Source organism: Cupriavidus alkaliphilus (assembly GCF_900094595.1).
GTDB lineage: Bacteria > Pseudomonadota > Gammaproteobacteria > Burkholderiales > Burkholderiaceae > Cupriavidus > Cupriavidus alkaliphilus.
In genome coordinates this window covers 335,740-355,705 of sequence record NZ_FMAD01000004.1, presented here as the reverse complement: position 1 = coordinate 355,705, position 19,966 = coordinate 335,740, and the positions used below count along the sequence as shown (strand labels likewise).

Below are 19,966 nucleotides of genomic sequence, written 5' to 3'. Positions count from 1 at the left end.
GCCCCGACCGCCTGCCGATGAAACGCACCACCACCATTCCCACGCCGCCGCCCGATGCCGCGCACCTGCCGGTGCCGGCCGACGCGCCGGCGGGCAATGGCTGCGCCGATGACCGCAACTTCGTCACGGCGCTGGCGCGCGGCATGGAACTGCTGCGGGCGTTCGGGCCGCAGGACGATTACCTGGGCAATGCCGAGTTGTCGCGGCGCACGGGCATTCCGCGTCCCACGGTGTCGCGGCTGACCTATACGCTGGCCACGCTTGGCTACCTTACTTATATCGAAGCCACCGAGAAATACCGGCTGGGGCAGGGCGCGATGGTGCTGGGGCATCGCTATGTCGGTGGCGCCGGCATCCGCGAGATCGCGCAGCCGCTGATGCAGTCGCTGGCGTTTGCGACCGATTGCACGGTGGCGCTGGCGATGCCGGACCGCCATGCCATGGTCTACCTGGAAAGCTGCCAGCCGCGCGGCGCGCTGGTGATCCGGCTGGCGCCGGGAGCGCGCCTGCCGATGGCCACCTCGGCGATCGGGCGGGCGTGGCTGGCGGGATTGGATGGCGACCACCGGGACGCGGCGCTGGCGGAGCTGGCGCGCCACTACGGTGCGCGCTGGCCGGCGGTGCGCGTGGGCGTGGAGCGCGCGCTGCGCGACCATGCGCGGCGCGGCTTCTGCGTGGCGCATGCGGAATGGGACCGCACCGTCAGCGGCGCGGCGGCGCCGCTGCGGCTGGCGGGCAGCAGCGAGGTGCTGGCGCTGAACATCGGCGGCGCCGCGGCGCGGCTGTCGCCGGAAATCCTGGAAGCCAACCTGGGCCCGCGCGTACGCGAGCTGGCGCAGACCCTGCAGGCGCGGCTGTGGCAGCCTGGCGGCGCGCGCGCCACTGCGCGCTTTGCTTCGGCGCAGCCGGAACCCGGGCCCGAGCCCGGCGCGGTGAAGCGCGCCTGACGTATCCGGCGCGATGCACCGTCCGCAGACGCCGGCATTCGAATTCAACGAGGAGACCACCCATGGAAGTACGCAACAAGACCGTCGTGGTGACCGGCGCCGCTACCGGCATCGGCCGCGCGCTGGCCCTGGCCTTTGCGCAGGCCGGCGCGCGCGGCGTGGCCGTGGCTGACCTGAACGCAGCCGGCGCCGACACGGTGGCGGCCGAGGTCCAGGCCGCCGTGCCCGGATGCCAGGTCTTTGCCCAGCCGGTCGACGTGGCCGACGCGGACGCGGTGCAGGGGCTGGCCGACATGGCCACGCAGCGCTTCGGCCAGGTCGACATTTTCTGCTCCAACGCCGGCATCATCCTGCGCAAGGGCCTGGACGCCAGCGCCGACGACTGGCAGCGCATCTGGGACATCAACGTGATGGCGCACATCCATGCGGCCAAGGCAGTGCTGCCGCAGATGCTGGAGCGCGGCGACGGCTACTTCGTCAACACGGTGTCGGCGGCGGGCTTGCTGTCGCAGATCGGCTCGGCGCCTTACGCGGTGACCAAGCATGCCGCCATCGGCTTTGCCGAGTGGCTGTCGATCACCTACGGCGACCGCAGCATCAAGGTCAGCTGCATCTGCCCGCAGGGCGTGCAGACCAATATGCTGTTCGGCGAGAACGGCGAGCGCAAGGGCTTCCTGCAGGAAGGCTCGGTCACCGCCGAGCATGTCGCCGCGGTGACGCTGGAGGGCGTGGCCGACGAGCGCTTCCTGATCTTGCCGCACCCCGAAGTGCTTGAGTACTATCGCCGCAAGGGCCAGGATTACGACCGCTGGCTGCGCGGCATGCGCCGCCTGCACGACAAGGTGATGCAGGAGTTCGGCGGCATCGCGGTCTGAGGCAGCAGGCAGCCTGGCAGGTTCCGGCGGCGGCATTGCCGCCGCCTTCACAATGCGCGCGGCCACGCAGCCGCGCGCGACCGGAGGAGCATCCCATGCGTTTCGGTACCGTTGCCGCGGCGGCAGTGCTTGCCGCATCCATCCTGGCCAGCCCCATCGCCGCGCAGGCACAGGGCTACCCCGCCAAGCCCATCCGCATCGTGGTCGGCTTCCCCACCGGGGGCGCGCCCGACACGCTGGCGCGCATCGTCTCGGAGAAGATCTCGCCCGCCTGGGGCCAGCCCGTGGTGGTCGACAACAAGCCCGGCGCGGGCGGCAATATCGGCGCCGAGGCCGTGGCGCACGCGCCGGCGGACGGCCATACGCTGGCGCTCGGCACCGTCGGCACGCATTCGATCAACGGCGCGCTGTATAGCAAGATGCCGTACGACATGGTTAAGGACTTCGCGCCGGTCATGCTGATCGCTTCGACGCCCAATGTGCTGGTGGTCAACCCCGGCGTGCCGGCGAAGAACGTGGCGGAACTGATCGCGCTGGCCAAGGCCAAGCCGGGCGGCCTGACCTTCGGCACGCCGGGCATCGGCACCTCGCCGCATGTGGCCGGGGAAATGTTCAATGCGATGGCGGAGGTCAAGATCACGCATGTCCCCTACAAGGGCCGCGCCATGGCCATTCCCGACCTGCTCGGCGGCCATATCACCATGATGTTCGATAACCTGCCGTCGGCCCTGCCGGTGGTGCGCGAGGGCAAGCTGCGCGCGCTGGGCATCACCAGCGCGAAGCGCTCGGCCTCGGCACCGGATATCCCGACGCTGGCCGAGCAGGGCCTGCCGGGCTTCGAGGCGGATTCGTGGTTCGCGGTATTCGCGCCGGCGAACACGCCGAAGGAGGTGGTGGCCAGACTGAATGCCGAGCTCAACCGCATCTTCACGCTGCCCGAGGTGCAGGCAAAGCTGAAGACGCTGGGGCTGGACCCGGTGCTGGGCACGCCGGAAAAACTGGCCGCGTACCAGCGCCAGGAAATCGCCAAGTGGGCGAGGGTGGTGAAGGAGTCAGGGGCCAAGGCGGAGTAGGTTCATTGCCGCCGGCGCCTTTCAAATCCCGATTGGTTACTCCCTCTCCCGCTTGCGGGAGAGGGGCGCAAACAAGCGGTGTCGGAACAGTCAGTGGTGCCGCTTGCCCCCCATCACCTGCAACCCGAATGATCACGCATCCGGCTCCACCGCCTCCCGCCCCACCGTCTCGCCACTGGCATCGCGCAAGCGGCTCAGGCTGATCATCGCCCCCACCGCCGCCACGGCCGCCGCCACATACAGCGCCATGCGCGCCGCGCCCGCCGGCGACAGGCTGAACATCAGCGCCACCAGTGCCGTGCCGGTGGTCTGCCCCAGCAGCCGCGTGGTCGCCTGCGCGCCACTGGCGCCGCCGCTGCGTTCCGCCGGCGTGGCGCCGATCATGGCGCGGTTGTTAGGGGACTGGAAGAAGCCGAAGCCGGTGCCGCACATGGCCATGCGCCAGGCGATGTCGAAGCTGCCGGCGTCCGGGCCCAGCGTGGCCAGGCCGACCAGTCCGCCGCCGAGCATGGCCAGCCCGATGCCGGCGAGGATGCTGGCCGGATAGCGGTCCGACAGCCGGCCCGAAACCGCGGCCATTACCGCCACCATCAGCGGCCACGGCGTGATCAGCAGGCCGGTCTCCTGCAGCGACCGTCCGAGCTGGTACTCGAGGAAGAACGGCAGCGCGATAAAGGCCAGCATCTGCGTCATGAACGAGCAAAATGAAGTCCCCACCGCCAGCGTGAACGAGCGGCTCGCGAACAGGTCCACTGGCACCAGCGGCGCGGCGCGGCCGCGCTGGCGGCGCACCAGCAGCCAGCCCAGCCCGACCGCCAGCGCCACGCCCGCGCAGCCGGCCAGGCGCCAGCGGGGGTGGCCGAGGCCGTCGACGCTCAGGATAAACATGCCGAACACCAGCGCCGACAGCAGCGCGCTGGGGTAGTCGAAACCGCGCGGCTGCGGCGGCGTATCTGGCAGCGCGGTGCGGCTCAGCGCCAGCGCGGCGATGGCCACCGGCACATTGACCGCGAACAGCCAGGGCCAGCTGGCCACCGCCAGGATCAGTGCACCCAGCGACGGCCCCACGGCGATGGTCACGCCCACCACCAGCGCATTGAGACCGATGCCGCGGCCCAGCCGCGTGGGCGGGTAGATAAAGCGCACCAGCGCGGTGTTGACACTCATGATGCCGGCGCCGCCGATGCCCTGCAGCACGCGCGCGGCCACCAGCATCGGCAGGTTGACCGACAGCGCGCACAGCAGCGATCCTGCCAGGAAGGTCGCAAGCCCGGCGCGGTAGACCCGCTTGTAGCCCAGGATGTCGCCCAGCGACGACAGCGGCAGCAGGCATACGGTCACCGTCAGCTGGTAGGCGTTGACGACCCAGATGGTGCTGGCGGGATCGGCCTGCAGTTCGCGCGAGATCGACGGCAGCGCGATATTGGCGATCGAGCCGTCGAGCACGGCCATGATCAGGCCGAAGAAAACGGTGAGGATGGCCCAGGTGCGCTGGGGCTGGGGCAAGCCTTGTTCTGGCGGCATGGGGGAGACATTGGAGACAATGCCGCGCCCGGGTCGGATCGGCCAGGCGGGCCACGGCGCGGCGTTGCCATTATGGTCGCGCGTGGGGCTGCTCGCAAATCCGCCAATTGTGGTAATGCGGTGCTGTCAGCGGTCACGGACTCGCCGCGGCGCCCAGCGCATAGCGCTGCAGCCGCTTGTACAAGAGGTCTGCCGCTTCGGCCATGGCCGGGACCCAGCCGGGGGCCGCCTCGCACAGTGCCTCGAGGTCCCGGCATTCCCTGACGATGGACTGGCGCCGCACGATCATGAAGGCGCCCGCCGCGGCATGCACCCAGTGGCGCAGGCCGGCCGGGTCCTGCTGCGCGAGGACGCGGGCCAGCGCCGGCAGGTCTTGCTGCAGCTGCCGGCGCAGCATGTCTTCGTAGCGGCGGCGCGGGGCCTCCACCGCGGTGGCCGGGTCGCGCGGTTGCGCGCAGGCGCCGGCATCGGTGGCGGCATCGGTGGCGGCGCCAGGCAGGCCGCGCAGGCACGCGTCCAGGTCCTGCAGCGAGGCGGGCTTGGCCAGGTAACCAGAGAAGCCGCGCAGGCGCCAGTCGTGCTCGGGGTCGCTGCATGCCACGGCGCTGAAGGCGATGACCGGCAGTCCCGGATACTTCGCCTGCACGGCGTGCAGCAAAGCGTGGCCGTCCATTTCCGGCATATGCAGGTCGGTCAGCAGCGCGTCGACGCGCGTGCGCGCCAGCACCGCCAGTGCCTGCCTGCCATTGCCCGTGACGATGGGGTGGCAGCCGATTGCCTGCAGTTGCTCTGCCACCAGCGACTGGTTCAGCGCATTGTCTTCGGCGACCAGGATGGTCAGGGGCGCCGCCGCGGGCGCGGGCAGCGCAGCCGGTGCGGGGGCGGGCATGGGCAGCGTCGCCTGCTGCGTTGCGCCGGCGGCGGCCGCCACGGCGTCGAGCAGTGCGCGATGGCTGAAGGCCGAGGCCTCCAGCATGCCGGGGCTGTGCTGCCGCGGGCGATGCGGGCCGTCGGCCGTCAGCCACACCAGCGGCGCGGACTGGCGCAGCGCATCCAGCGCCGCTGGCGCAAAGTCTTCGGTCGCGACCACGGCAGCGGGCGCGTTGCGCTGCACGCTTTCCTGCGCCGTGGCGATGGAGGCCGCCGCCTCGGTGTGCCAGCCCGCGGACTTGAGCCAGGCTTCGATCGACGCGCCGGTGCGTGGGTCCGGCGACAGCACCAGCACATGGCCGCCGTGCGTCACGCGGGCCGCCGCTGGCGCATACGGCTCGGTATCGGCCGGCGCCAGCGGCACCGACACCGTGAACGCGCTGCCGACGTCCGGCACGCTGTTGACGGCGATGCTGCCGCCCATCAGCTCGCACAGCCTGGCGCAGATCGACAACCCCAGCCCGGTGCCGCCATAGCGGCTGTCGGCGGCGGCATCGCCCTGCACGAACGGCTGGAACACGCGCGCCGCCAGTGCCGGTGTCATGCCGATGCCGGAATCGCTGACGCGGCAGAACAGCCGCTGCGTGCCATGCGCATCGGCCTGCAGTTCGCCGCTCAGCGTGATGCGGCCGCTGTCGGTGAACTTGAAGGCGTTGTTCAGCAGGTTGTTGAAGACCTGCGCCAGCCGCGTGCGATCGCCCACGACTTCCGTGTCCAGCGTCGGCGACAGCTGCAGGCAAAAGCGCAGCGGGCGGCCTGCGACCATGGGCGCATAGGCCAGCGCCAGGCTCTCCAGGGCCTCGACGGGACGGAACGGCGCATTGACGAGCGCCAGCTGCCCCGCGTCGATCTTGGAGAAGTCCAGCACATCGTTGACGATGCGGCGCAGCGAGCCGGCGGCGGTCTCCAGCGCGCGCAGCCGCGCCGCGTGCGGCTCCATGCCGCCGCTGCGCGCCAGCAGTTCGAGGTTGCCGAGCAGCGCGTTCAGCGGCGTGCGGATTTCGTGGCTCATCGCGGCAAAGAAGGTCGAGCGCACCCGCAGCATCGCCTCGGTGGCCTGCTGGGCGGAGCGCAGCTGCTGCTGCAGTGCCTCTTGCGCGGTGCAGTCCTGGACCGCGCAGAACAGCACGGCTTCATCGCGGTAGCGCGCCGGGGCATAGGTAAGCTGCAGGAAGCGCGGTGTCGCTTCAGCCGGGCCGGGCGCTTCCGGGGCCGCGACGGTGATGCTGCAGACCGATGCGGGGCCGCCGCCGGCGCCGCATGGCTGCCGTGACAGCGCCCCGGCCACCGCGGCGGACAGCGGTTGGTGCAGTCGCGCTGGCAGCAGCGATGCCGCCAGCGGATTGCAGGCCAGCACGGCGTAGTCGTGCTGGCGCACGATGCACAGGCCGACCGGCGTGGCACTGACCAGCACCTGGTTCATCAGCTCGCTTTCCAGCGCGCGCCGGGCTTCGGCATGCGAACGCCGCAGCAGGTGCCGGCTCCAGTAGTGCGCCGCGAGCACGATGGCGCCGGTCAGCAGCAGCATGGCGGCGCCGATCACCGCCAGTTCGGCCGCCAGCGCGTTGAACAGCAGCCGGTATGGCAGGTGGTAGACCAGCAGGCCGAAGCCGGGCTGCAGCGGCTGCACCAGCACCACGCCCGAGCGCGTCAGGCGCAACGCGTTGTGCGGCAGGCCGCGGACCCGCGCAGCGATGTCGCGGGCGCTGGCCGAGGTCAGCGTGCCGGCATGCGGCCACACGTCGATCAGGCGGTCCGCGTCATCGAGCAGCGCCAGGCCGGCGTGGTCCCGGGGCGGCGGCAGGCCGGCCAGGAACGCCTGCACCGGCACGCAGGCGGCCACCAGCATGGTGGGTGCGTCGCCGGCATAGGCGGCGCCGGCCAGGACCATGATGGGGCTGTCGTCAACGGGGTCGCGCAGCGGCCCCAGCCAGACGGGGTGGTCGCGCGCCGGCACGGCATGGCCGGTGCGGTCCAGCAGCGCGCGGGTCAGCTGCGCGCGCAGGCGCGGGATCAGCGCCGGATCCAGCGCCAGCGGCGCGTGCTCCTCGGGTTTGCGGATCACGACCGCGCTGTCCTCGTACAGCGAGACCGCGTAGGCGCCATGGTCCAGGTCGAAGGCCTGCTGCGTGGCCACCGCGGCCAGCGCGACCTGCCGCAGCCGCGCGAACTCGGTCGGCAGGCGCGCGCCCCAGGCCTGCCGCGTGGCATCGGCGGCCAGCAGATGGTAGTCCTTGTGCACGGCCTCGACATGGACGCCGGCCGCGCCGGTGCGGCGCAAGGCCTCGACGTCAGGGTCGCGCGACGGGGCCGCGACGGCGGCGCGGAGATGGTAGCGGATGCTGAGCGCGGTACGGCGCACGAACGAGGCTTCGTTCTGCAGCCGCTGCGACACCGTGCCGACATAATGCGCGACCTGGCTGCGCCGATAGTCCAGGTGCTGGTCCGCCGCCAGCCCGGCCAGCAGCGTGCCCGAGCACAGCACGATGGCGATCAGCGCCGCGATGGTCACCGAGTACAGGTGCTGCTGCCGCCGGGCGTGGTCGGCAAGCGCATCGAAGGTGCTGGCGAGGGTGTCGCGGGTGCGGTCGGGGTCTTGCTGCATGGCCCTGGGCGGTCAGATCAACCCGCTTTCATAGGCGTAGCGGATCAGGCCGGTATTGGTCTGCACGCCGAGCTTGCGCATGGCCACGGTCTTCTGGCTGGAAATGGTGCTGACCGAGCGGCCCAGCTTGGCGGCGATCTCGGTCAGCTGCGCGCCTTGCGCATAGAGCCGGATGACTTCGAGCTCGCGCTGGGTCGGCTCCCGCGCGGGCGTGGCGGGCAGCGCCGCGCGCTGCAGCACCGCTTGCACCGCGGGCGAGCAGAAGCAGCCCCTGCCGAACGCCGCGTGGGCGCAGGCGCGCACCACTTCCTCCAGCGGATCCTCCTTGCTGACGAAGCCGCGCACGCCCAGCTTCATCGCGCGGCGGACGATGGCGGCATTGGAGCGGGCGCTGATCACCACCACCCGCGTCGCCGGATGGCGCCGCGCCAGCCGGCTGAGCAGGTTGAAGCCGTCCAGCGAGGCATCGCCGTGGCCCATGCAGAAATCGGTGATGGCGATATCGGCGGGATGCCGCGCCAGCGTGCCGAGCAGCTCGGTGCCGTTGCGGCATTCGGCGCTGATCTGGACGCGCGCGCTGCGCTGCAGGCAGTCGCGCAGCGCGGCCATCACCAGCGGGTGGTCGTCGGCCAGCGCAACGCGCAGGACTTGGTCGTTCATGGGCAATCTCCGGGTGGGACGGCAACCGGCTTCCGGCTGGTGTCGCCGTGCGGTGGCGTCATCACAAGACTCGGATTCTGGCCAGATTCCGCGCCTCGCTGAATCGGAATTCGGCTAGTTCGCGGATGCCGCTGGATCGCGCGGAGGACCGGATCCGGCCAATGCAATGACATCTCTGGAAGATAAGCGGCATGCCGCGCGGCTTGACTTGGGTTTGCGCAGGATTGCGGCGCTTGTCTTGCGATACAGCCATTGCGGGAGATCAATGCACGGCAAAGTGCCGCTGTGGCGACATCGCCGGCCACACGTGCCAGCCACATGCCGGCGGCCGCGGCATTTTGGCGCTTGGCGGCGCGGACCGCTGTCCTAGAATGAAGCTGACACGCGCCCCGCGGCGTGTGCACCGCGTGGGGGAATGCCATGCCCGTCTATCAATACCGCTGCGAGAAGTGCGGCCATGTGTTCGAAAAAACCGAACATCTCGCGGAACATGCCTCTGCCCATCCACCATGCCCGAATTGCGGCAGCCAGTCCGTGCAGCACGCACCGGCGCCGTTCGTGGCGGTGACCCAGCGCAAGAGCTGAGTCGCGAACAACAAGATCCCAGGAGGGTGCGGACGCGCCGCCGGCCGGATGCCGGCAGCGCGTGCCGCTTCATGCGTGGCGCCTGCGGTGTCACGCGCGTTCGCGCTGCGCGCAAGCGGCGATCTCAACCTTGACGGAGGATGCCATGGCAACGAGACCGTTCACTGAATTTCCCGCCGACGAGCAGCAGCAGGTCGTGGACGCGTGCAGGCATGTCGGGCTGGCGGCGGAGATGTTCGACATTACCGACGAGGGCGACGGCGACGGCGACGCCGCGCGGCGCGTCAGCGTACGCCGGGTCGGCACCGACAAGACCAGCGTCTATGAAGCCGGCGCCGGGACCGCCTGGATGGAAGAGTTCGAGAGCGACCTGGAGTGCGGCCTGTACGGGCCGGTCACGGTCTAGCGGTGCGCGGGCGCGGCTCAGTGCCGTCCGCGCTCGCCGGTGCGCGACACCACCGACGCGCCGGCGATCAGCTCCTTGAGCAGCGCCAGCGAGGCCGCGCCGCCGGTGCGGTAGGGATCGAGCTCGGCGCGCGCGGAGAACTTGAGCAGGGTGGCGGTATTGAGCCGCGCCGCATTGACCTGCCCCATCGCCCAGCCGGCAAAGTCGCGCGTGCAGGTTTCCTCGAAATGCAGCAGGGTCACGTCGTGGTGGCGCGGATCGCGCGCGATCGACTGGAACAGCTGCGAGACCTCCTGCCGGTCGCCTTCCAGCGCCTGCAGGAAGATGCCGTTGCCATGGCACAGCACGCCGGTGATGCCGTGGCGCGGATTGCGTTCCAGGCTGGCGGCCAGGATGGCATCGAGCAGGGCGGCATCGATGGCCTGGCGGGCACGGCTGGCATAGAGCAGGCGGACTAGCATGGTCGTGGCGCTCCGGTAATGGCGCTCCGTGTGGCGGCCGGCTCGCTGCCCGCTAGCCGCGGTTATTGTTCAGCAGCGTGAGGAATTCGCGGCGCAGGCTGTCGTCCTTCAGAAACGAGCCGCGCATCACGCTGTTGGTCATCTTGGCGTCGGTGTCGCGCACGCCGCGCCAGTGCATGCAGAAGTGCTCGGCCTCCATCACGATGGCGAGACCGTCGGGACTCATCTTTTCCTGCAGCAGGTCGGCCACCTGCGCCACCGCCTCTTCCTGGATCTGCGGACGGCACATGATCCATTCGGCCAGACGCGCATACTTGGACAGGCCGATCAGGTTGGAATGCTGGTTCGGCATCACCCCGATCCACAGCTTGCCGATGATCGGGCACAGGTGGTGCGAGCAGGCGCTGCGCACGCGCAGCGGGCCCACGATCATCAGCTCGTTGAGCTGGCCGACGTTGGGGAATTCCGTCACCGGCGGGGCCTTGGCATAGCGGCCGGCAAAGATCTCCTTCAAATACATCTTGGCCACCCGGCGCGCGGTTTCCTGCGTGTTGTGGTCGTTGTCGACGTCGATCACCAGCGCCCGCAGCACGTCCTGCAGCCGGGCCTGGACTTCGGCCTGCAGCTGTTCCATTTCACCGGGCTCGATATAGCGGGCGATATTGTCGTTGGCGTGGAAGCGCCCCTGCGCGGCCTCCAGCCGCGCGCGGATGCGGGCCGAGACGCTGCCGGCGGGATGGCCGGCCCGTTCGCCGCCCGTGTGGCCGCCGGTGTCGCCGGCGTTGCTGTCCTTTGCGCGGTGCGCTGCGTCCTTGCTGTTCATGGATGGGGGTGGTGATGGCGTGAATGGCTGCGCAGCGGGTGTGTGCCGGATTCACTATATGGCAGATGCCGTGGCCTCACAACCCGCGCAGTGGCTGGGAAAGGACGTTGCGGTGGGCCGGATACGCCACAACCGATGCGCTTTCCATGAAGAGTTCGTGACATCGCTCAAGCCCGCCACGCAGGGCGCCGACAAGCCCACATAATGTCTGCACAACACCAGGCAGCCCGTCGCAGGCTGCCGGCACCCGGCCGCGGCCAAGCGCGGCCTGACGCTTTGTCGGGATCCACCTCATCATGCCGATCGCCTTTCCGTGCAGCAGCCTGATGTTGCTCCATGTGGTGACAGTGCCGGTACCGGCCACGCCGGTGGAAACCGGTGTCGCGGAACACCATGCCAGCGCCGTGCGCCACGGCGCGGGCGGACTGCGCCGGCCATTGTCGCCGGCGCCGCGCAGCCCGGCGGCGGACGTCCCCGCCAACGGTTGAGGCCGACGGCCTAAAGCAACAGCAGCGCCAGTGCCGGCAGCATTGCCGCCGGCATCACCACGGCGCCCACGCGCAGGAACTGGCCGGCGCTGACCTGCAGCCCTTCGCGGCGCAGCGCCGTCAGCCACAGCAGTGTGGCGAGCGAGCCGGTGACGGACAGGTTGGGGCCCAGGTCGATGCCGACCAGCACCGCGCCGCTGACTGCGTGCGACGCGTGTCCGGCGTCGAGCGCAGACGCCGCGATCAGACCGGCCGGCAGGTTGTTGGCCACGTTGCCCGCCAGTGCCACCACCGCGCCCACGCCCAGCAGCGCCAGCGCGCCGCCGTCGCGCGAGGCCGCCGCGACTGCGTCGGCAAGATGGCGGATCACCGCGGTCTGCTCCAGCGCCGCCACCAGCACGAACAGCCCGGCCACCATCGGCAGCACGCCCCACGACACCTCGCGCAGCGTCGGCCACAGCAGCTCGCGCCGGGTGGCGCAAACCAGCAGCAGCGTGGCCACGCCCGCGGCGCAGGTGGGCAAGCCCAGCGCGTTGCCGCGCAGCGACGCCACCAGCAGCCCCAGCCCGGTCAGCACGATGCCCAGCGCGCTCATCCACGCCTGCCGCGACAGCGGCGGCACCGGCACGTCATCGGCAATGGGCTCGGCCAGCGCTGCGCGCTGGGTCCACCACAGCGCCGCCAGCGTGGCCACGATCGCGGCCAGCGACGGCAGCGCGAAGCTCGCCAGCCATCCGGCCAGCGGCGGCATGCGCTCGCCGAAGATCACCAGGTTGGCCGGGTTGGAGATCGGCAGCACGAAGCTGGCCGCGTTGGCGATAAAGGCGCAGGCGTACAGGTAGGGCAGCGGCTGGCGCACGCGCGCGGCGCGGGTCGCGGCCAGCACGGCGGGCGTCAGCACCACGGCGGTGGCGTCGTTGGACATGAACGCCGTTACCAGCGTGCCGAAGCCGTACACCAGCAGAAACAGCCGCGGCGCCGAGCCGCGCGCCTGGCGCACGGCGAGCGCGGCAACGTGGTCGAACAGCCCGGTCTTGCGGGCCAGTTCCGCGATCAGCATCATGCCGGCCAGGAACAGGTACACGTCGTAGCCGCGCAGCACCGCGGCGAAGGCCTCGGGCAGCGCCATCAGGCCGGTGGCGCACAGCAGCAGGGCGCCACCGGCAGCCCAGAAGGCTTCGGGCAGGCGGAAGGGGCGGAACAGGACGCCAGCGGTGGTCAGCGCGGCGACCGACCAGATCAGCAGCGGGCTGTGGCTGGACATCGGGTTCGGGACGGAAATCGGGAAAGCCGCAAGTCTACAGCGGGTTTGCGGTTGGCGCTGCCGGCGTGGCGGCGCCTGGCTCCGCGCTGGTGACGGGGGTGGGCGCGGCCGGAACCGCGGGGGACGCCTGGGAGGGGCTGCCGGGGTTGCTCGCGACCGGATCCGCGAGCGGCTGGCTGGCCGGCGCCGTGGCGGGAGCCGGCGGCGGGAAGCCGATCGCGGCGATGCCCTGGCTGCCGTCGGCATTCTCCGCGTACATCCAGTCGCCGCCCGCCTGCACGAGGCCGGCGGGCGCCTGCACGCCGGCCTCCGGCACGCCGGCCAGGCGGCCTTCCATGTAGGCGGCCCACACCGGCAGCGCGGTGGTGGCGCCGAACTCATGCTCGCCCAGGCTGCGGTTGTCGTCATAGCCCATCCACGCCACCGTGACCACGCCGCCGCCATAGCCGGCGAACCAGCCGTCGACCGAGTCGTTGGTAGTGCCGGTCTTGCCGGCCACGTCGTCGCGGCGCAGGTAGCGGCGCACGCCGGTGCCGGTGCCGGTGTCGACCACGCTGCGCAGCAGGCTGTCCATCACGAAGGCGTTGCGCTTGCTGATCACGGGCGGCGGCGCGGGGCGTTCCTGCGCGTCCTGCGCGGCGCTGAACAGCACGTTGCCGTCGCTGTCGGTGATGCGCTCGATCAGGTAGGGCTCGAGGCGGTGGCCGCCGTTGGCGAATACGCCATAGGCCGCGGCCAGGCGCAGCGGCGAGGTGGTGCCGGTGCCCAGCGCCAGCGGCAGGTAACGCGGCAGCCGCCTGGGAGAGAAGCCGAAGCGGCTGGCGAATTCCACCGCATAGGGGATGCCGATCGCCTGCAGCGTGCGGATCGCGGGCAGGTTGCGCGATTCGGCCAGCGCCTGGCGCACGCTGATGGGGCCGACAAAGCGCCCGTCGTCGTTGGACGGCTGCCAGCGCGAACCCGTCGGCAGCGGCGCGTCGTTGATCAGCGTGCCGGGCGACACACCACGCTCCAGCGCCGCGGCATAGACGAAGGGTTTGAAGGTCGAGCCCGGCTGGCGCAGCGCCTGGGTGGCATGGTTGAAGCGGCTGGCGGCGAAATCGGCGCCGCCGACCATGGCCTCGATCGCGCCGGTGCTGGTGTCGAGCGACACCAGCGCGGCCTGCGGCCCTTGCGACAGGTCCTTGACGAACTTGCGGTGGCGGCGCGCGTAGCGCTCCAGCCCGCCGTGCACGGCATCGTAGGCCAGGGTCTGGCGCACCGACGACACCGTGGTGTAGACGTTCAGGCCGCGCGTGTAGGCCTCGTCGCCAAAGCGCTCGCGCGCGAGCTGGCGCGCCAGCTCGGCCACGTACTCCGCATGGCCGGCAAAGCTGCCGGGGCTGTCGTCGCTGACGACCAGGCGCGCGGCGCGGGCTTCGCGGTAATCGTCCTGGCTGATCATGCCCAGCGCCAGCATGCGCCCCAGCACATACTCCTGGCGCCGCTTGGCGCGCGCGAAATTGACCACCGGGTTCACCGCCGAAGGCGCCTTCGGCAGGCCAGCCAGCATCGCGGTCTCGGCCAGCGACAGCGACGCCAGCGGCTTGCCGAAGTAGGCGTGCGCGGCGCTGCCGAAGCCATAGGCATGCTCGCCCAGGTAGACCTGGTTCATGTACAGCTCGAGGATGCGGTCCTTGGGCAGCGCATGGTCGATGCGCCAGGCCAGCAGCATCTCGTACCATTTGCGCGCCAGCGTCTTCTCGCGCGACAGGTAGAAGGCGCGCGCCACCTGCATGGTGATGGTGGAAGCGCCCTGGGCGTAGCCCTGGCCGAGGTTGGCCAGCGCGGCGCGCAACACGCCGGGGATGTCGATGCCCTGGTGCTCGTAGAACTGGTCGTCCTCGGCCGCGAGCAGCGCCTGCACCATGTGTCGCGGGATCTGCTCGAAGGGAATGAACTCGCGGTGCTCGCTGCCGAACTCGCCGATCTGGACGTTGTCGCTGGTGTAGATGCGCAGCGGCACATCGGGCCGGTAGTCGCGCAGCGCATCGACGGGGGGAAGCTGCCGCAGGCTGACCACCGCGGCAAAACCGGCCAGCAAGGCACCGGCGGCAGCCAGCGCCAGTGCGGCGCCGCCTGCCTTGACTGCGAACTTTTTCATGGGCCGCATTTTACCCGCTGCCACCGGCCGGACCTCCGGCCGGCTCAGCGGCTGGCCGCCAGCGGCAGCGGATTGCCCAGCTCGTCATGGTCGACCGGCTGCGGCGCGGGCGCACTCGGCGGTGCCGGCCGCGGCACTGGCTGTGCCGGCGCTGGCTCCGGCTGGACCGCGGCGACGCGCAGGCGCGCCTGGCTGTGCTGGCGCGCGAATTCGCACAGCGCGAGCCAGGTCTCCTCGCGTTCGATGATGGTGAAGTGATCGGTATCCGGCACGGTCTGCAGCGCCACCGGGCCGGGCCACGCTGCCATCAGCCGTTCCGAGCAGGCATGCGGCACCACTTCGTCAGTGGCGGCCAACAGCACCTTGGTGCTCTGTACGACCTTTTTGCAATGCGAGATCGAGTCGAAGTGGTGGCGCATCAGCTGGCGCAGCGGCACCAGCGGAAAGCGCTTGCGCACCAGCTCGAGCAGCGAATCGTAGGGGGTGATCAGCTGCAGGCTCTCGAAATCCTGCAGGTCCGCCAGCTGGATCGCCACGCCGGTGCCCAGGCTGCGCCCCACCACGTGCACGCGGGCGTCGGGGAACACGCGCCGCACATGCAACAGGAACTGGCTGGCGTCGGCCACCGCCGCGCCCTCGGACGGGCGCCCGTCGGAGTGGCCCAGTCCGCGGTAATCGTAGGTGGCGAAGCCCATGCCGGCAGGCAGCCAGCGCGCGTATTGCAGCGTTTCCAGCACATCTTCGCCGCGGCCCGGCAGGTAGAACAGCAGGTCGCGCACGGTGTCGCCGGGCGCGTGGTAGATGTAGCCCCGCACCACGCCGCCGGGGATCAGGTGCGAATAGCCGATGATGCCGTCGGGCAGGTCGCGCGGGGGGCGCCGGCGCGCGTCGAACAGCAGCCGGTCCTGGTTCAGCGTCAGGTAGGTCCAGTAGCAGGCAAAGCCGCTGGCGGTCATCAGCGCGGCCGCCAGCGCGCGGCGGGTGGTCAATGGCATGGCATTCGTCAGTGGCCGCGGCCAGGCGTGGCGCGTATGCGCCGGCCTTGCCGCCCAGCCGCGCAGCCTACCTTATTTTTGCCGGCGGCGTGGCCGCGGCGCAAGCCGGCCGGCGCAGTTCTTGTACGATATGCCTCATTCGGGCGCGCGCACCCCACCGAGACGACGCGCCTTCAGGGAGCCAACCGGCATGAGCGAACAGAAACACGAGCAATACCGCGCCGAAGAGGCGCAGGCGATGGAACGCGTGGTTGCGGCCACGCGGCAGGTGCAGGTCGCCTTCACGGCGCTGCAGGCCCACTATCCGCCGCAGGGCAGCGGCAAGCCGTCGAAACTGGCGCTGCAGACCTTCGACGCGGCACTGCAGGCGCTGGAGGACGCGCAGGCGACCTTCGACGAGATCCTGAACGACCTGCTCGACGAGAAACGCTGAGCCGCCGGGCCTTTTCTGACCGCACTTTGCTTCCAGGCGCTACGTAGTACGCGGCGGCTCCGCGGAGAAGAATCCCGGCGCTTGGTCGCCGGATAAGGCAACGCGATCGAAGATTGCGGTGGCCGGGCCCCTCGCTCGTTCGAGCTTCAGCGGTTCCATATCCGCCGCAGCGGATCAAAGCATGTTGGCGATGGCTGGCCGGTGAGCGTGCCATCGTCGTAGCGCTTGATCATGGCTCCGGAGCGGCCGCCCAACGGACGGAATGCGAGGTTTGCAGGTTCCAGCGCGGGAAAGGACAGGCCGCGCGGGCATCAGTCCGCATTGTGTTCCCCAACCCCCGCCACAAAATCGTCCCCCGCCGGCAACCCCAACGAAAACTTCACCGGAAAACTCACCGCAATTCCACCCTCGACCCGCCGCACCACCTCCCGCGCCCGCACATGCGCATCCTCGAACAACTCGCCAGCCCCCAGCACCGGCGAGAACGGAATATCGAGCGGCGCAAAGAAGTCCTCCCATTCCGCCAGGTCCCGCGTGCGAAACACCGCCGCCAGCAGGTCATTGACCTCCACCTTGTGCGCACCGCGCCCGGCGCGCGTGGCGAAGCGCGGATCGCGCAGGGCCGGGAACGCGTCGCCCAGCGCCGCGCACAGGTTGTCCCAGAACTTGTTTTCCAGGATGCCCATCGCCAGGTGCCGCCGGTCGCGGGTTTCGAACAGGTCGTTCTCCGGCATCACGGTGGATGAGGCCCGGGGTGAATCCTCGTGCGCGCGCGCCGTCCAGGCACCATGGGCGGTCCACGACAGCACCGCATCGTGGATCGACACATCGAGATGCTGCCCCTGTCCGTTCTGCCGCGCGCTCATGATCGCGACGGCCAGCGATAACGCGGCGTAGCCCGACGCTGCGTAGTCCGACACCCGCACGCGCGGGCGCGAGACCACGTCGTGCACCTGCACCGGCGTGGCCCAGTACCCGGCCAGCGCCAGGTAGTTCAGGTCATGCCCGGCGTGGCTGGCATACGGCCCGGTCTGGCCGAAGCCGGAGACGGAACACAGCACGATGGCCGGATTGACCGCCGCCAGCGCGTCATAGCCCAAGCCCAGGCGCGCCATCACGCCGGGGCGGAAGCCTTCGACCACGGCGTCGGCATCGCGTACCAGGTCCAGGAAGGCCGCGCGGCCGGCGTCCGATTTCAGGTCCAGCGCCACCGAGCGCTTGCCGCGGTTGAACTGCGCATACACATGCGCGCCCAGTTGGCGCGCGGTGTCGCCGCTGCCGGGCTGCTCGACCTTGATCACCTCAGCGCCAAGCTGGCGCAGCAGGCTGCAGGCGTGCGGGCCGGGCAGCAACTGGCTGACGTCGATGATGGTGACGTCCTTCAGGCAAGACCATGCTGGCTTCATGCGGAGCCTCTGGCAGAAGGGAGGAAACACAGGCGCCGCACGCGCGGGATGGCGTGCGGCGCAAGGGGCGGGGCAGTTGTATCAGCCCAGGTCGCCGGTCATGCCGATCGACTTCATCAGGTCGCCATAGCGCGCGTTGTCGCTGGCGACCATGGTGCCGAATTGCGCCGGCGACGCGCTGCGGCGCAGCTCGCCGGCATTGGCCTTGATCTGTGCGTCGAACACGCCGGCGGTCTGCAGCGCGCGCACCGCGGCGTGCAGCTTCTGCGCCAGCTCGGGCGGGAAGTTGGCCGGCGCAAACAGGCCGCTCCAGTTGTCGATGACAAAGCCGGGCGGCAGCGCTTCGGCCATGGTCGGCACGTCGGGGAAGTACGGGGAGCGGGCGGCGGCGGTGACGGCCAGCACCCTGACCTGGTTGTTGCGCACGTACTGCGTTGCGGTGCCCAGCACCGGCATGCCGAACTGGGTCTGCCCGGTCACCATCGAGGTGATGATTTCCGGCGCGCCCTTGTAGGGAATATGCACCGCGTCGCACCCGGTCTGGTGCAGCATGGTTTCCACGGCCAGATGGGCGATGCTGCCCTTGCCGCCGGAGCCGTAGTTGAACTTGCCCGGCTCCTTCTTCATCGCCGCGACCAGCTCGGCCGCGCTCTTGTAGGGCGAGGAGGTTGGCACCACCAGCGCCGACGGCCCGCCCGACAACGCCGTGATCGGCGTGAAGTCCTGGGTCGGGTCGTACGGCATCTTGCGGTACATGTGCACGTTGATGACGTGCGAGTTGGCCAGGATGCCCAGCGTGTAGCCATCGGGCGCGGCACGGCGCAGCGCGCCCGCGCCGATGATGCCGCCGGCGCCGGGCATGTTCTCGACCACCAGCGGCTGGCCAAGCTTCTTGCCCAACTCTGCCGACAGCGTGCGCGCAATGTTGTCCGGCGTGCTGCCGGCGATAAACGGCACGATCAGGCGGATCGGGCGGCTGGGGTAGGGGGATGAGGCGCTGGCGGCGCGGGCCGGCAGCAGCAGGCTGCCCAGCGCGGCGGCGCCGGCGGTGGCAAGCCAGTTTCGGCGGTTCATGCTTGGTCTCCGTGGTCTTGTCGTATTGTGCTGTGGGCGGGGCCCGATGCCGGCGGCGACCGTGCCGCCGGCACGGTCAGCCTTGCTGCTGCTGCGGTTCCAGAATAGCCCGCGCGATGGTGTTGCGCTGGATCTCGCTGGTGCCGGTAAAGATGCGGAACATGCGCAGCTTGCGGAAGGTCTGCTCGACCGGATGGCCGCGCGTGACGCCGACATTGCCGTGGATCTGCACGGCCTTGTCCGCCACCTCGAAGCAGCGCTCCGAGACAAAGAGCTTGCACGCCGCGGCCTTCATGCGCAGGTCGGCGCCGGCGTCCGCGAGCGCGGCGGTGTGCGCGATCATGCTTTCGCTGGCCCACAGCGCCGCGGCCATGTCGGCCAGCATGTGCTGGATCGCCTGGAAGCGCGCGATCGGGCCGCCGAACTGGCGGCGCTGGCCGGCATATTCCACCGACGATTGATAGGCCCGCATGGCCAGCCCCAGCATGCTGGGGCAGTGCAGCAGGCGGTTCACGTTGATGCGCGACATGCCCAGCCTGAAGCCGTTGCCCTCGCCGCCGAAGATATTGGCGCGCGGCACGCGCACGTTGTCGAAGCGGATATCGCCATCGATATGCTGGCCCGACATCGGCACGTACTCGTTGGTCACGGTCACGCCCGGCAGATCCAGGTCGACCAGCACCGCGGTGATGGCCGGCGGCGTGGCGGTGGCGTCGGTCACGCACATGACGATGGCGAAGTCGGCAAACGGCGCGCCGCTGATGTAGTGCTTGCCGCCGTTGATGACCAGCTCGTCGCCGTCGGCCACGGCCGAGGTCTTGATGCTTTGCGCATCGGAGCCGGAATGCGTTTCCGTCAGCGCGAAGCAGGTCGATTTCTCGCCGCGGATCACCGGCTTGAAATACCGCTCGAGCTGCCCGGGCGTGGCGTATTTCAGCATGTTGCCCACGCGCGGCGGGCCGCCCAGGTCGCCCAGCACGTGCGCGGCCAGCGTCGAGCCGCTCGCGGCCAGGTCGGCCTTGAGCGCGCATTGCTCCTGGATGTTCAGGCCCTTGCCGCCGAGCGCGGTGGGCAGGCAGGCGGCGTAGAAGCCCAGCTCGCTGGAGCGCCGCCAGACCTGGCGCAGGGTCTCGCGCGGCCACGGGTCCTCGGAACCCAGGCCGAGTTCCTGTTCGAGCGGGCGCAGCTCTTCGTCGATAAAGCGGCGGATGCCGGCGCGGGTTTCCAGCAGGACGGGGTTGGTCAGGTGATCGAACATGGCGGTTTCCTCGGTG

General features: G+C 70.2%; 18 protein-coding genes. 7 read left to right on the top strand and 11 right to left on the bottom strand.

Annotation, left to right across the window (positions count from 1 at the left end; genetic code table 11):
* The first annotated feature begins 17 nt into the window (after nt 1-17).
* The 3 genes from GA0116996_RS10980 to GA0116996_RS10970 all read left to right on the top strand — a co-directional run bounded on the left by GA0116996_RS10980 (nt 18) and on the right by GA0116996_RS10970 (nt 2,895).
* A complete protein-coding gene (locus GA0116996_RS10980; RefSeq protein WP_092310662.1) occupies nt 18-947 on the top strand; it encodes an IclR family transcriptional regulator in 930 nt (309 codons plus the stop codon).
* Between the two features lie 62 nt (nt 948-1,009).
* Nucleotides 1,010-1,822, top strand: a complete 813-nt coding sequence (locus GA0116996_RS10975) for an SDR family oxidoreductase (protein ID WP_092310659.1) — start codon at nt 1,010-1,012, stop codon at nt 1,820-1,822.
* Between the two features lie 95 nt (nt 1,823-1,917).
* Entirely contained in the window at nt 1,918-2,895 is a 978-nt protein-coding gene (locus tag GA0116996_RS10970; protein ID WP_092310656.1) for a Bug family tripartite tricarboxylate transporter substrate binding protein, read from the top strand.
* 132 nt (nt 2,896-3,027) lie between these two features.
* On the opposite strand, the gene GA0116996_RS10965 is transcribed toward GA0116996_RS10970, so the two are convergent.
* The 3 genes from GA0116996_RS10965 to GA0116996_RS10955 form a co-directional block, all read right to left on the bottom strand.
* The gene (locus GA0116996_RS10965) at nt 3,028-4,419 is read right to left on the bottom strand and encodes an MFS transporter (protein ID WP_092310653.1); all 1,392 of its coding nucleotides are present in this window, start codon (nt 4,417-4,419) and stop codon (nt 3,028-3,030) included.
* A gap of 133 nt (nt 4,420-4,552) precedes the next feature.
* Nucleotides 4,553-7,954: an ATP-binding protein gene (locus GA0116996_RS10960; RefSeq protein ID WP_092310651.1), complete on the bottom strand. Its 3,402-nt coding sequence runs from the start codon at nt 7,952-7,954 to the stop codon at nt 4,553-4,555.
* A 12-nt stretch (nt 7,955-7,966) separates the two neighbouring features.
* Nucleotides 7,967-8,614, bottom strand: a complete 648-nt coding sequence (locus GA0116996_RS10955) for a response regulator (RefSeq protein WP_092310648.1) — start codon at nt 8,612-8,614, stop codon at nt 7,967-7,969.
* A 420-nt stretch (nt 8,615-9,034) separates the two neighbouring features.
* Here GA0116996_RS10955 and GA0116996_RS10950 point away from each other — a divergent pair, with 420 nt between their 5' ends.
* Together GA0116996_RS10950 and GA0116996_RS10945 are read left to right on the top strand one after the other, a co-directional pair.
* Entirely contained in the window at nt 9,035-9,199 is a 165-nt protein-coding gene (locus GA0116996_RS10950; protein ID WP_018008406.1) for an FmdB family zinc ribbon protein, read from the top strand.
* A 145-nt stretch (nt 9,200-9,344) separates the two neighbouring features.
* Nucleotides 9,345-9,605, top strand: coding sequence for a hypothetical protein (locus GA0116996_RS10945; protein WP_092310645.1), 261 nt, complete (start codon nt 9,345-9,347; stop codon nt 9,603-9,605).
* 17 nt (nt 9,606-9,622) lie between these two features.
* On the opposite strand, the gene GA0116996_RS10940 is transcribed toward GA0116996_RS10945, so the two are convergent.
* Together GA0116996_RS10940 and folE are read right to left on the bottom strand one after the other, a co-directional pair.
* Nucleotides 9,623-10,066: a BLUF domain-containing protein gene (locus tag GA0116996_RS10940; RefSeq protein WP_018008408.1), complete on the bottom strand. Its 444-nt coding sequence runs from the start codon at nt 10,064-10,066 to the stop codon at nt 9,623-9,625.
* Between the two features lie 52 nt (nt 10,067-10,118).
* Entirely contained in the window at nt 10,119-10,889 is a 771-nt protein-coding gene (gene folE / locus GA0116996_RS10935; protein WP_092310642.1) for a GTP cyclohydrolase I, read from the bottom strand.
* Nucleotides 10,890-11,185: 296 nt separating this feature from the next.
* On the opposite strand from folE, the gene GA0116996_RS10930 reads away from it, so the two are divergent.
* Complete coding sequence (locus tag GA0116996_RS10930; protein WP_092310639.1) at nt 11,186-11,377, top strand: arsenite efflux pump ArsB; 192 nt, start codon at nt 11,186-11,188, stop codon at nt 11,375-11,377.
* A gap of 10 nt (nt 11,378-11,387) precedes the next feature.
* Here GA0116996_RS10930 and GA0116996_RS10925 read toward each other — a convergent pair whose 3' ends face one another.
* From GA0116996_RS10925 to GA0116996_RS10915, 3 genes are read right to left on the bottom strand one after another with little or no spacing between them, the layout of a single operon-like run.
* Nucleotides 11,388-12,641, bottom strand: coding sequence for an arsenic transporter (locus tag GA0116996_RS10925; RefSeq protein WP_092310636.1), 1,254 nt, complete (start codon nt 12,639-12,641; stop codon nt 11,388-11,390).
* 34 nt (nt 12,642-12,675) lie between these two features.
* Nucleotides 12,676-14,784: a penicillin-binding protein 1A gene (locus tag GA0116996_RS10920; RefSeq protein WP_092310633.1), complete on the bottom strand. Its 2,109-nt coding sequence runs from the start codon at nt 14,782-14,784 to the stop codon at nt 12,676-12,678.
* A gap of 44 nt (nt 14,785-14,828) precedes the next feature.
* Nucleotides 14,829-15,779, bottom strand: coding sequence for an alpha/beta hydrolase (locus tag GA0116996_RS10915; protein ID WP_092310631.1), 951 nt, complete (start codon nt 15,777-15,779; stop codon nt 14,829-14,831).
* A 190-nt stretch (nt 15,780-15,969) separates the two neighbouring features.
* Here GA0116996_RS10915 and GA0116996_RS10910 point away from each other — a divergent pair, with 190 nt between their 5' ends.
* Nucleotides 15,970-16,212 (top strand): hypothetical protein, encoded by a 243-nt coding sequence (locus tag GA0116996_RS10910; RefSeq protein ID WP_010812795.1) that lies wholly within the window; start codon nt 15,970-15,972, stop codon nt 16,210-16,212.
* 311 nt (nt 16,213-16,523) lie between these two features.
* Here GA0116996_RS10910 and GA0116996_RS10905 read toward each other — a convergent pair whose 3' ends face one another.
* From GA0116996_RS10905 to GA0116996_RS10895, 3 genes are all read right to left on the bottom strand, one after another.
* On the bottom strand, nt 16,524-17,618 hold the full coding sequence (locus GA0116996_RS10905) for a CaiB/BaiF CoA transferase family protein (protein ID WP_092310628.1): 1,095 nt from the start codon (nt 17,616-17,618) through the stop codon (nt 16,524-16,526).
* 81 nt (nt 17,619-17,699) lie between these two features.
* Complete coding sequence (locus GA0116996_RS10900) at nt 17,700-18,692, bottom strand: tripartite tricarboxylate transporter substrate binding protein (protein ID WP_092310625.1); 993 nt, start codon at nt 18,690-18,692, stop codon at nt 17,700-17,702.
* Nucleotides 18,693-18,768: 76 nt separating this feature from the next.
* Nucleotides 18,769-19,950: an acyl-CoA dehydrogenase family protein gene (locus tag GA0116996_RS10895; RefSeq protein WP_092310622.1), complete on the bottom strand. Its 1,182-nt coding sequence runs from the start codon at nt 19,948-19,950 to the stop codon at nt 18,769-18,771.
* Between the last annotated feature and the right edge of the window lie 16 nt (nt 19,951-19,966).

Coding starts and splice junctions, on each gene's coding strand:
- GA0116996_RS10915 (WP_092310631.1), bottom strand. CDS start 15,779: ATGCCATTGACCACCCGCCGCGCGCTGGCGGCCGCGCTGATGACCGCC.
- GA0116996_RS10950 (WP_018008406.1), top strand. CDS start 9,035: ATGCCCGTCTATCAATACCGCTGCGAGAAGTGCGGCCATGTGTTCGAA.
- GA0116996_RS10965 (WP_092310653.1), bottom strand. CDS start 4,419: ATGCCGCCAGAACAAGGCTTGCCCCAGCCCCAGCGCACCTGGGCCATC.
- GA0116996_RS10940 (WP_018008408.1), bottom strand. CDS start 10,066: ATGCTAGTCCGCCTGCTCTATGCCAGCCGTGCCCGCCAGGCCATCGAT.
- GA0116996_RS10970 (WP_092310656.1), top strand. CDS start 1,918: ATGCGTTTCGGTACCGTTGCCGCGGCGGCAGTGCTTGCCGCATCCATC.
- GA0116996_RS10975 (WP_092310659.1), top strand. CDS start 1,010: ATGGAAGTACGCAACAAGACCGTCGTGGTGACCGGCGCCGCTACCGGC.
- GA0116996_RS10945 (WP_092310645.1), top strand. CDS start 9,345: ATGGCAACGAGACCGTTCACTGAATTTCCCGCCGACGAGCAGCAGCAG.
- GA0116996_RS10930 (WP_092310639.1), top strand. CDS start 11,186: ATGCCGATCGCCTTTCCGTGCAGCAGCCTGATGTTGCTCCATGTGGTG.
- GA0116996_RS10920 (WP_092310633.1), bottom strand. CDS start 14,784: ATGAAAAAGTTCGCAGTCAAGGCAGGCGGCGCCGCACTGGCGCTGGCT.
- GA0116996_RS10905 (WP_092310628.1), bottom strand. CDS start 17,618: ATGAAGCCAGCATGGTCTTGCCTGAAGGACGTCACCATCATCGACGTC.
- GA0116996_RS10980 (WP_092310662.1), top strand. CDS start 18: ATGAAACGCACCACCACCATTCCCACGCCGCCGCCCGATGCCGCGCAC.
- GA0116996_RS10925 (WP_092310636.1), bottom strand. CDS start 12,641: ATGTCCAGCCACAGCCCGCTGCTGATCTGGTCGGTCGCCGCGCTGACC.
- folE (WP_092310642.1), bottom strand. CDS start 10,889: ATGAACAGCAAGGACGCAGCGCACCGCGCAAAGGACAGCAACGCCGGC.
- GA0116996_RS10900 (WP_092310625.1), bottom strand. CDS start 18,692: ATGAACCGCCGAAACTGGCTTGCCACCGCCGGCGCCGCCGCGCTGGGC.
- GA0116996_RS10910 (WP_010812795.1), top strand. CDS start 15,970: ATGAGCGAACAGAAACACGAGCAATACCGCGCCGAAGAGGCGCAGGCG.
- GA0116996_RS10955 (WP_092310648.1), bottom strand. CDS start 8,614: ATGAACGACCAAGTCCTGCGCGTTGCGCTGGCCGACGACCACCCGCTG.
- GA0116996_RS10895 (WP_092310622.1), bottom strand. CDS start 19,950: ATGTTCGATCACCTGACCAACCCCGTCCTGCTGGAAACCCGCGCCGGC.
- GA0116996_RS10960 (WP_092310651.1), bottom strand. CDS start 7,954: ATGCAGCAAGACCCCGACCGCACCCGCGACACCCTCGCCAGCACCTTC.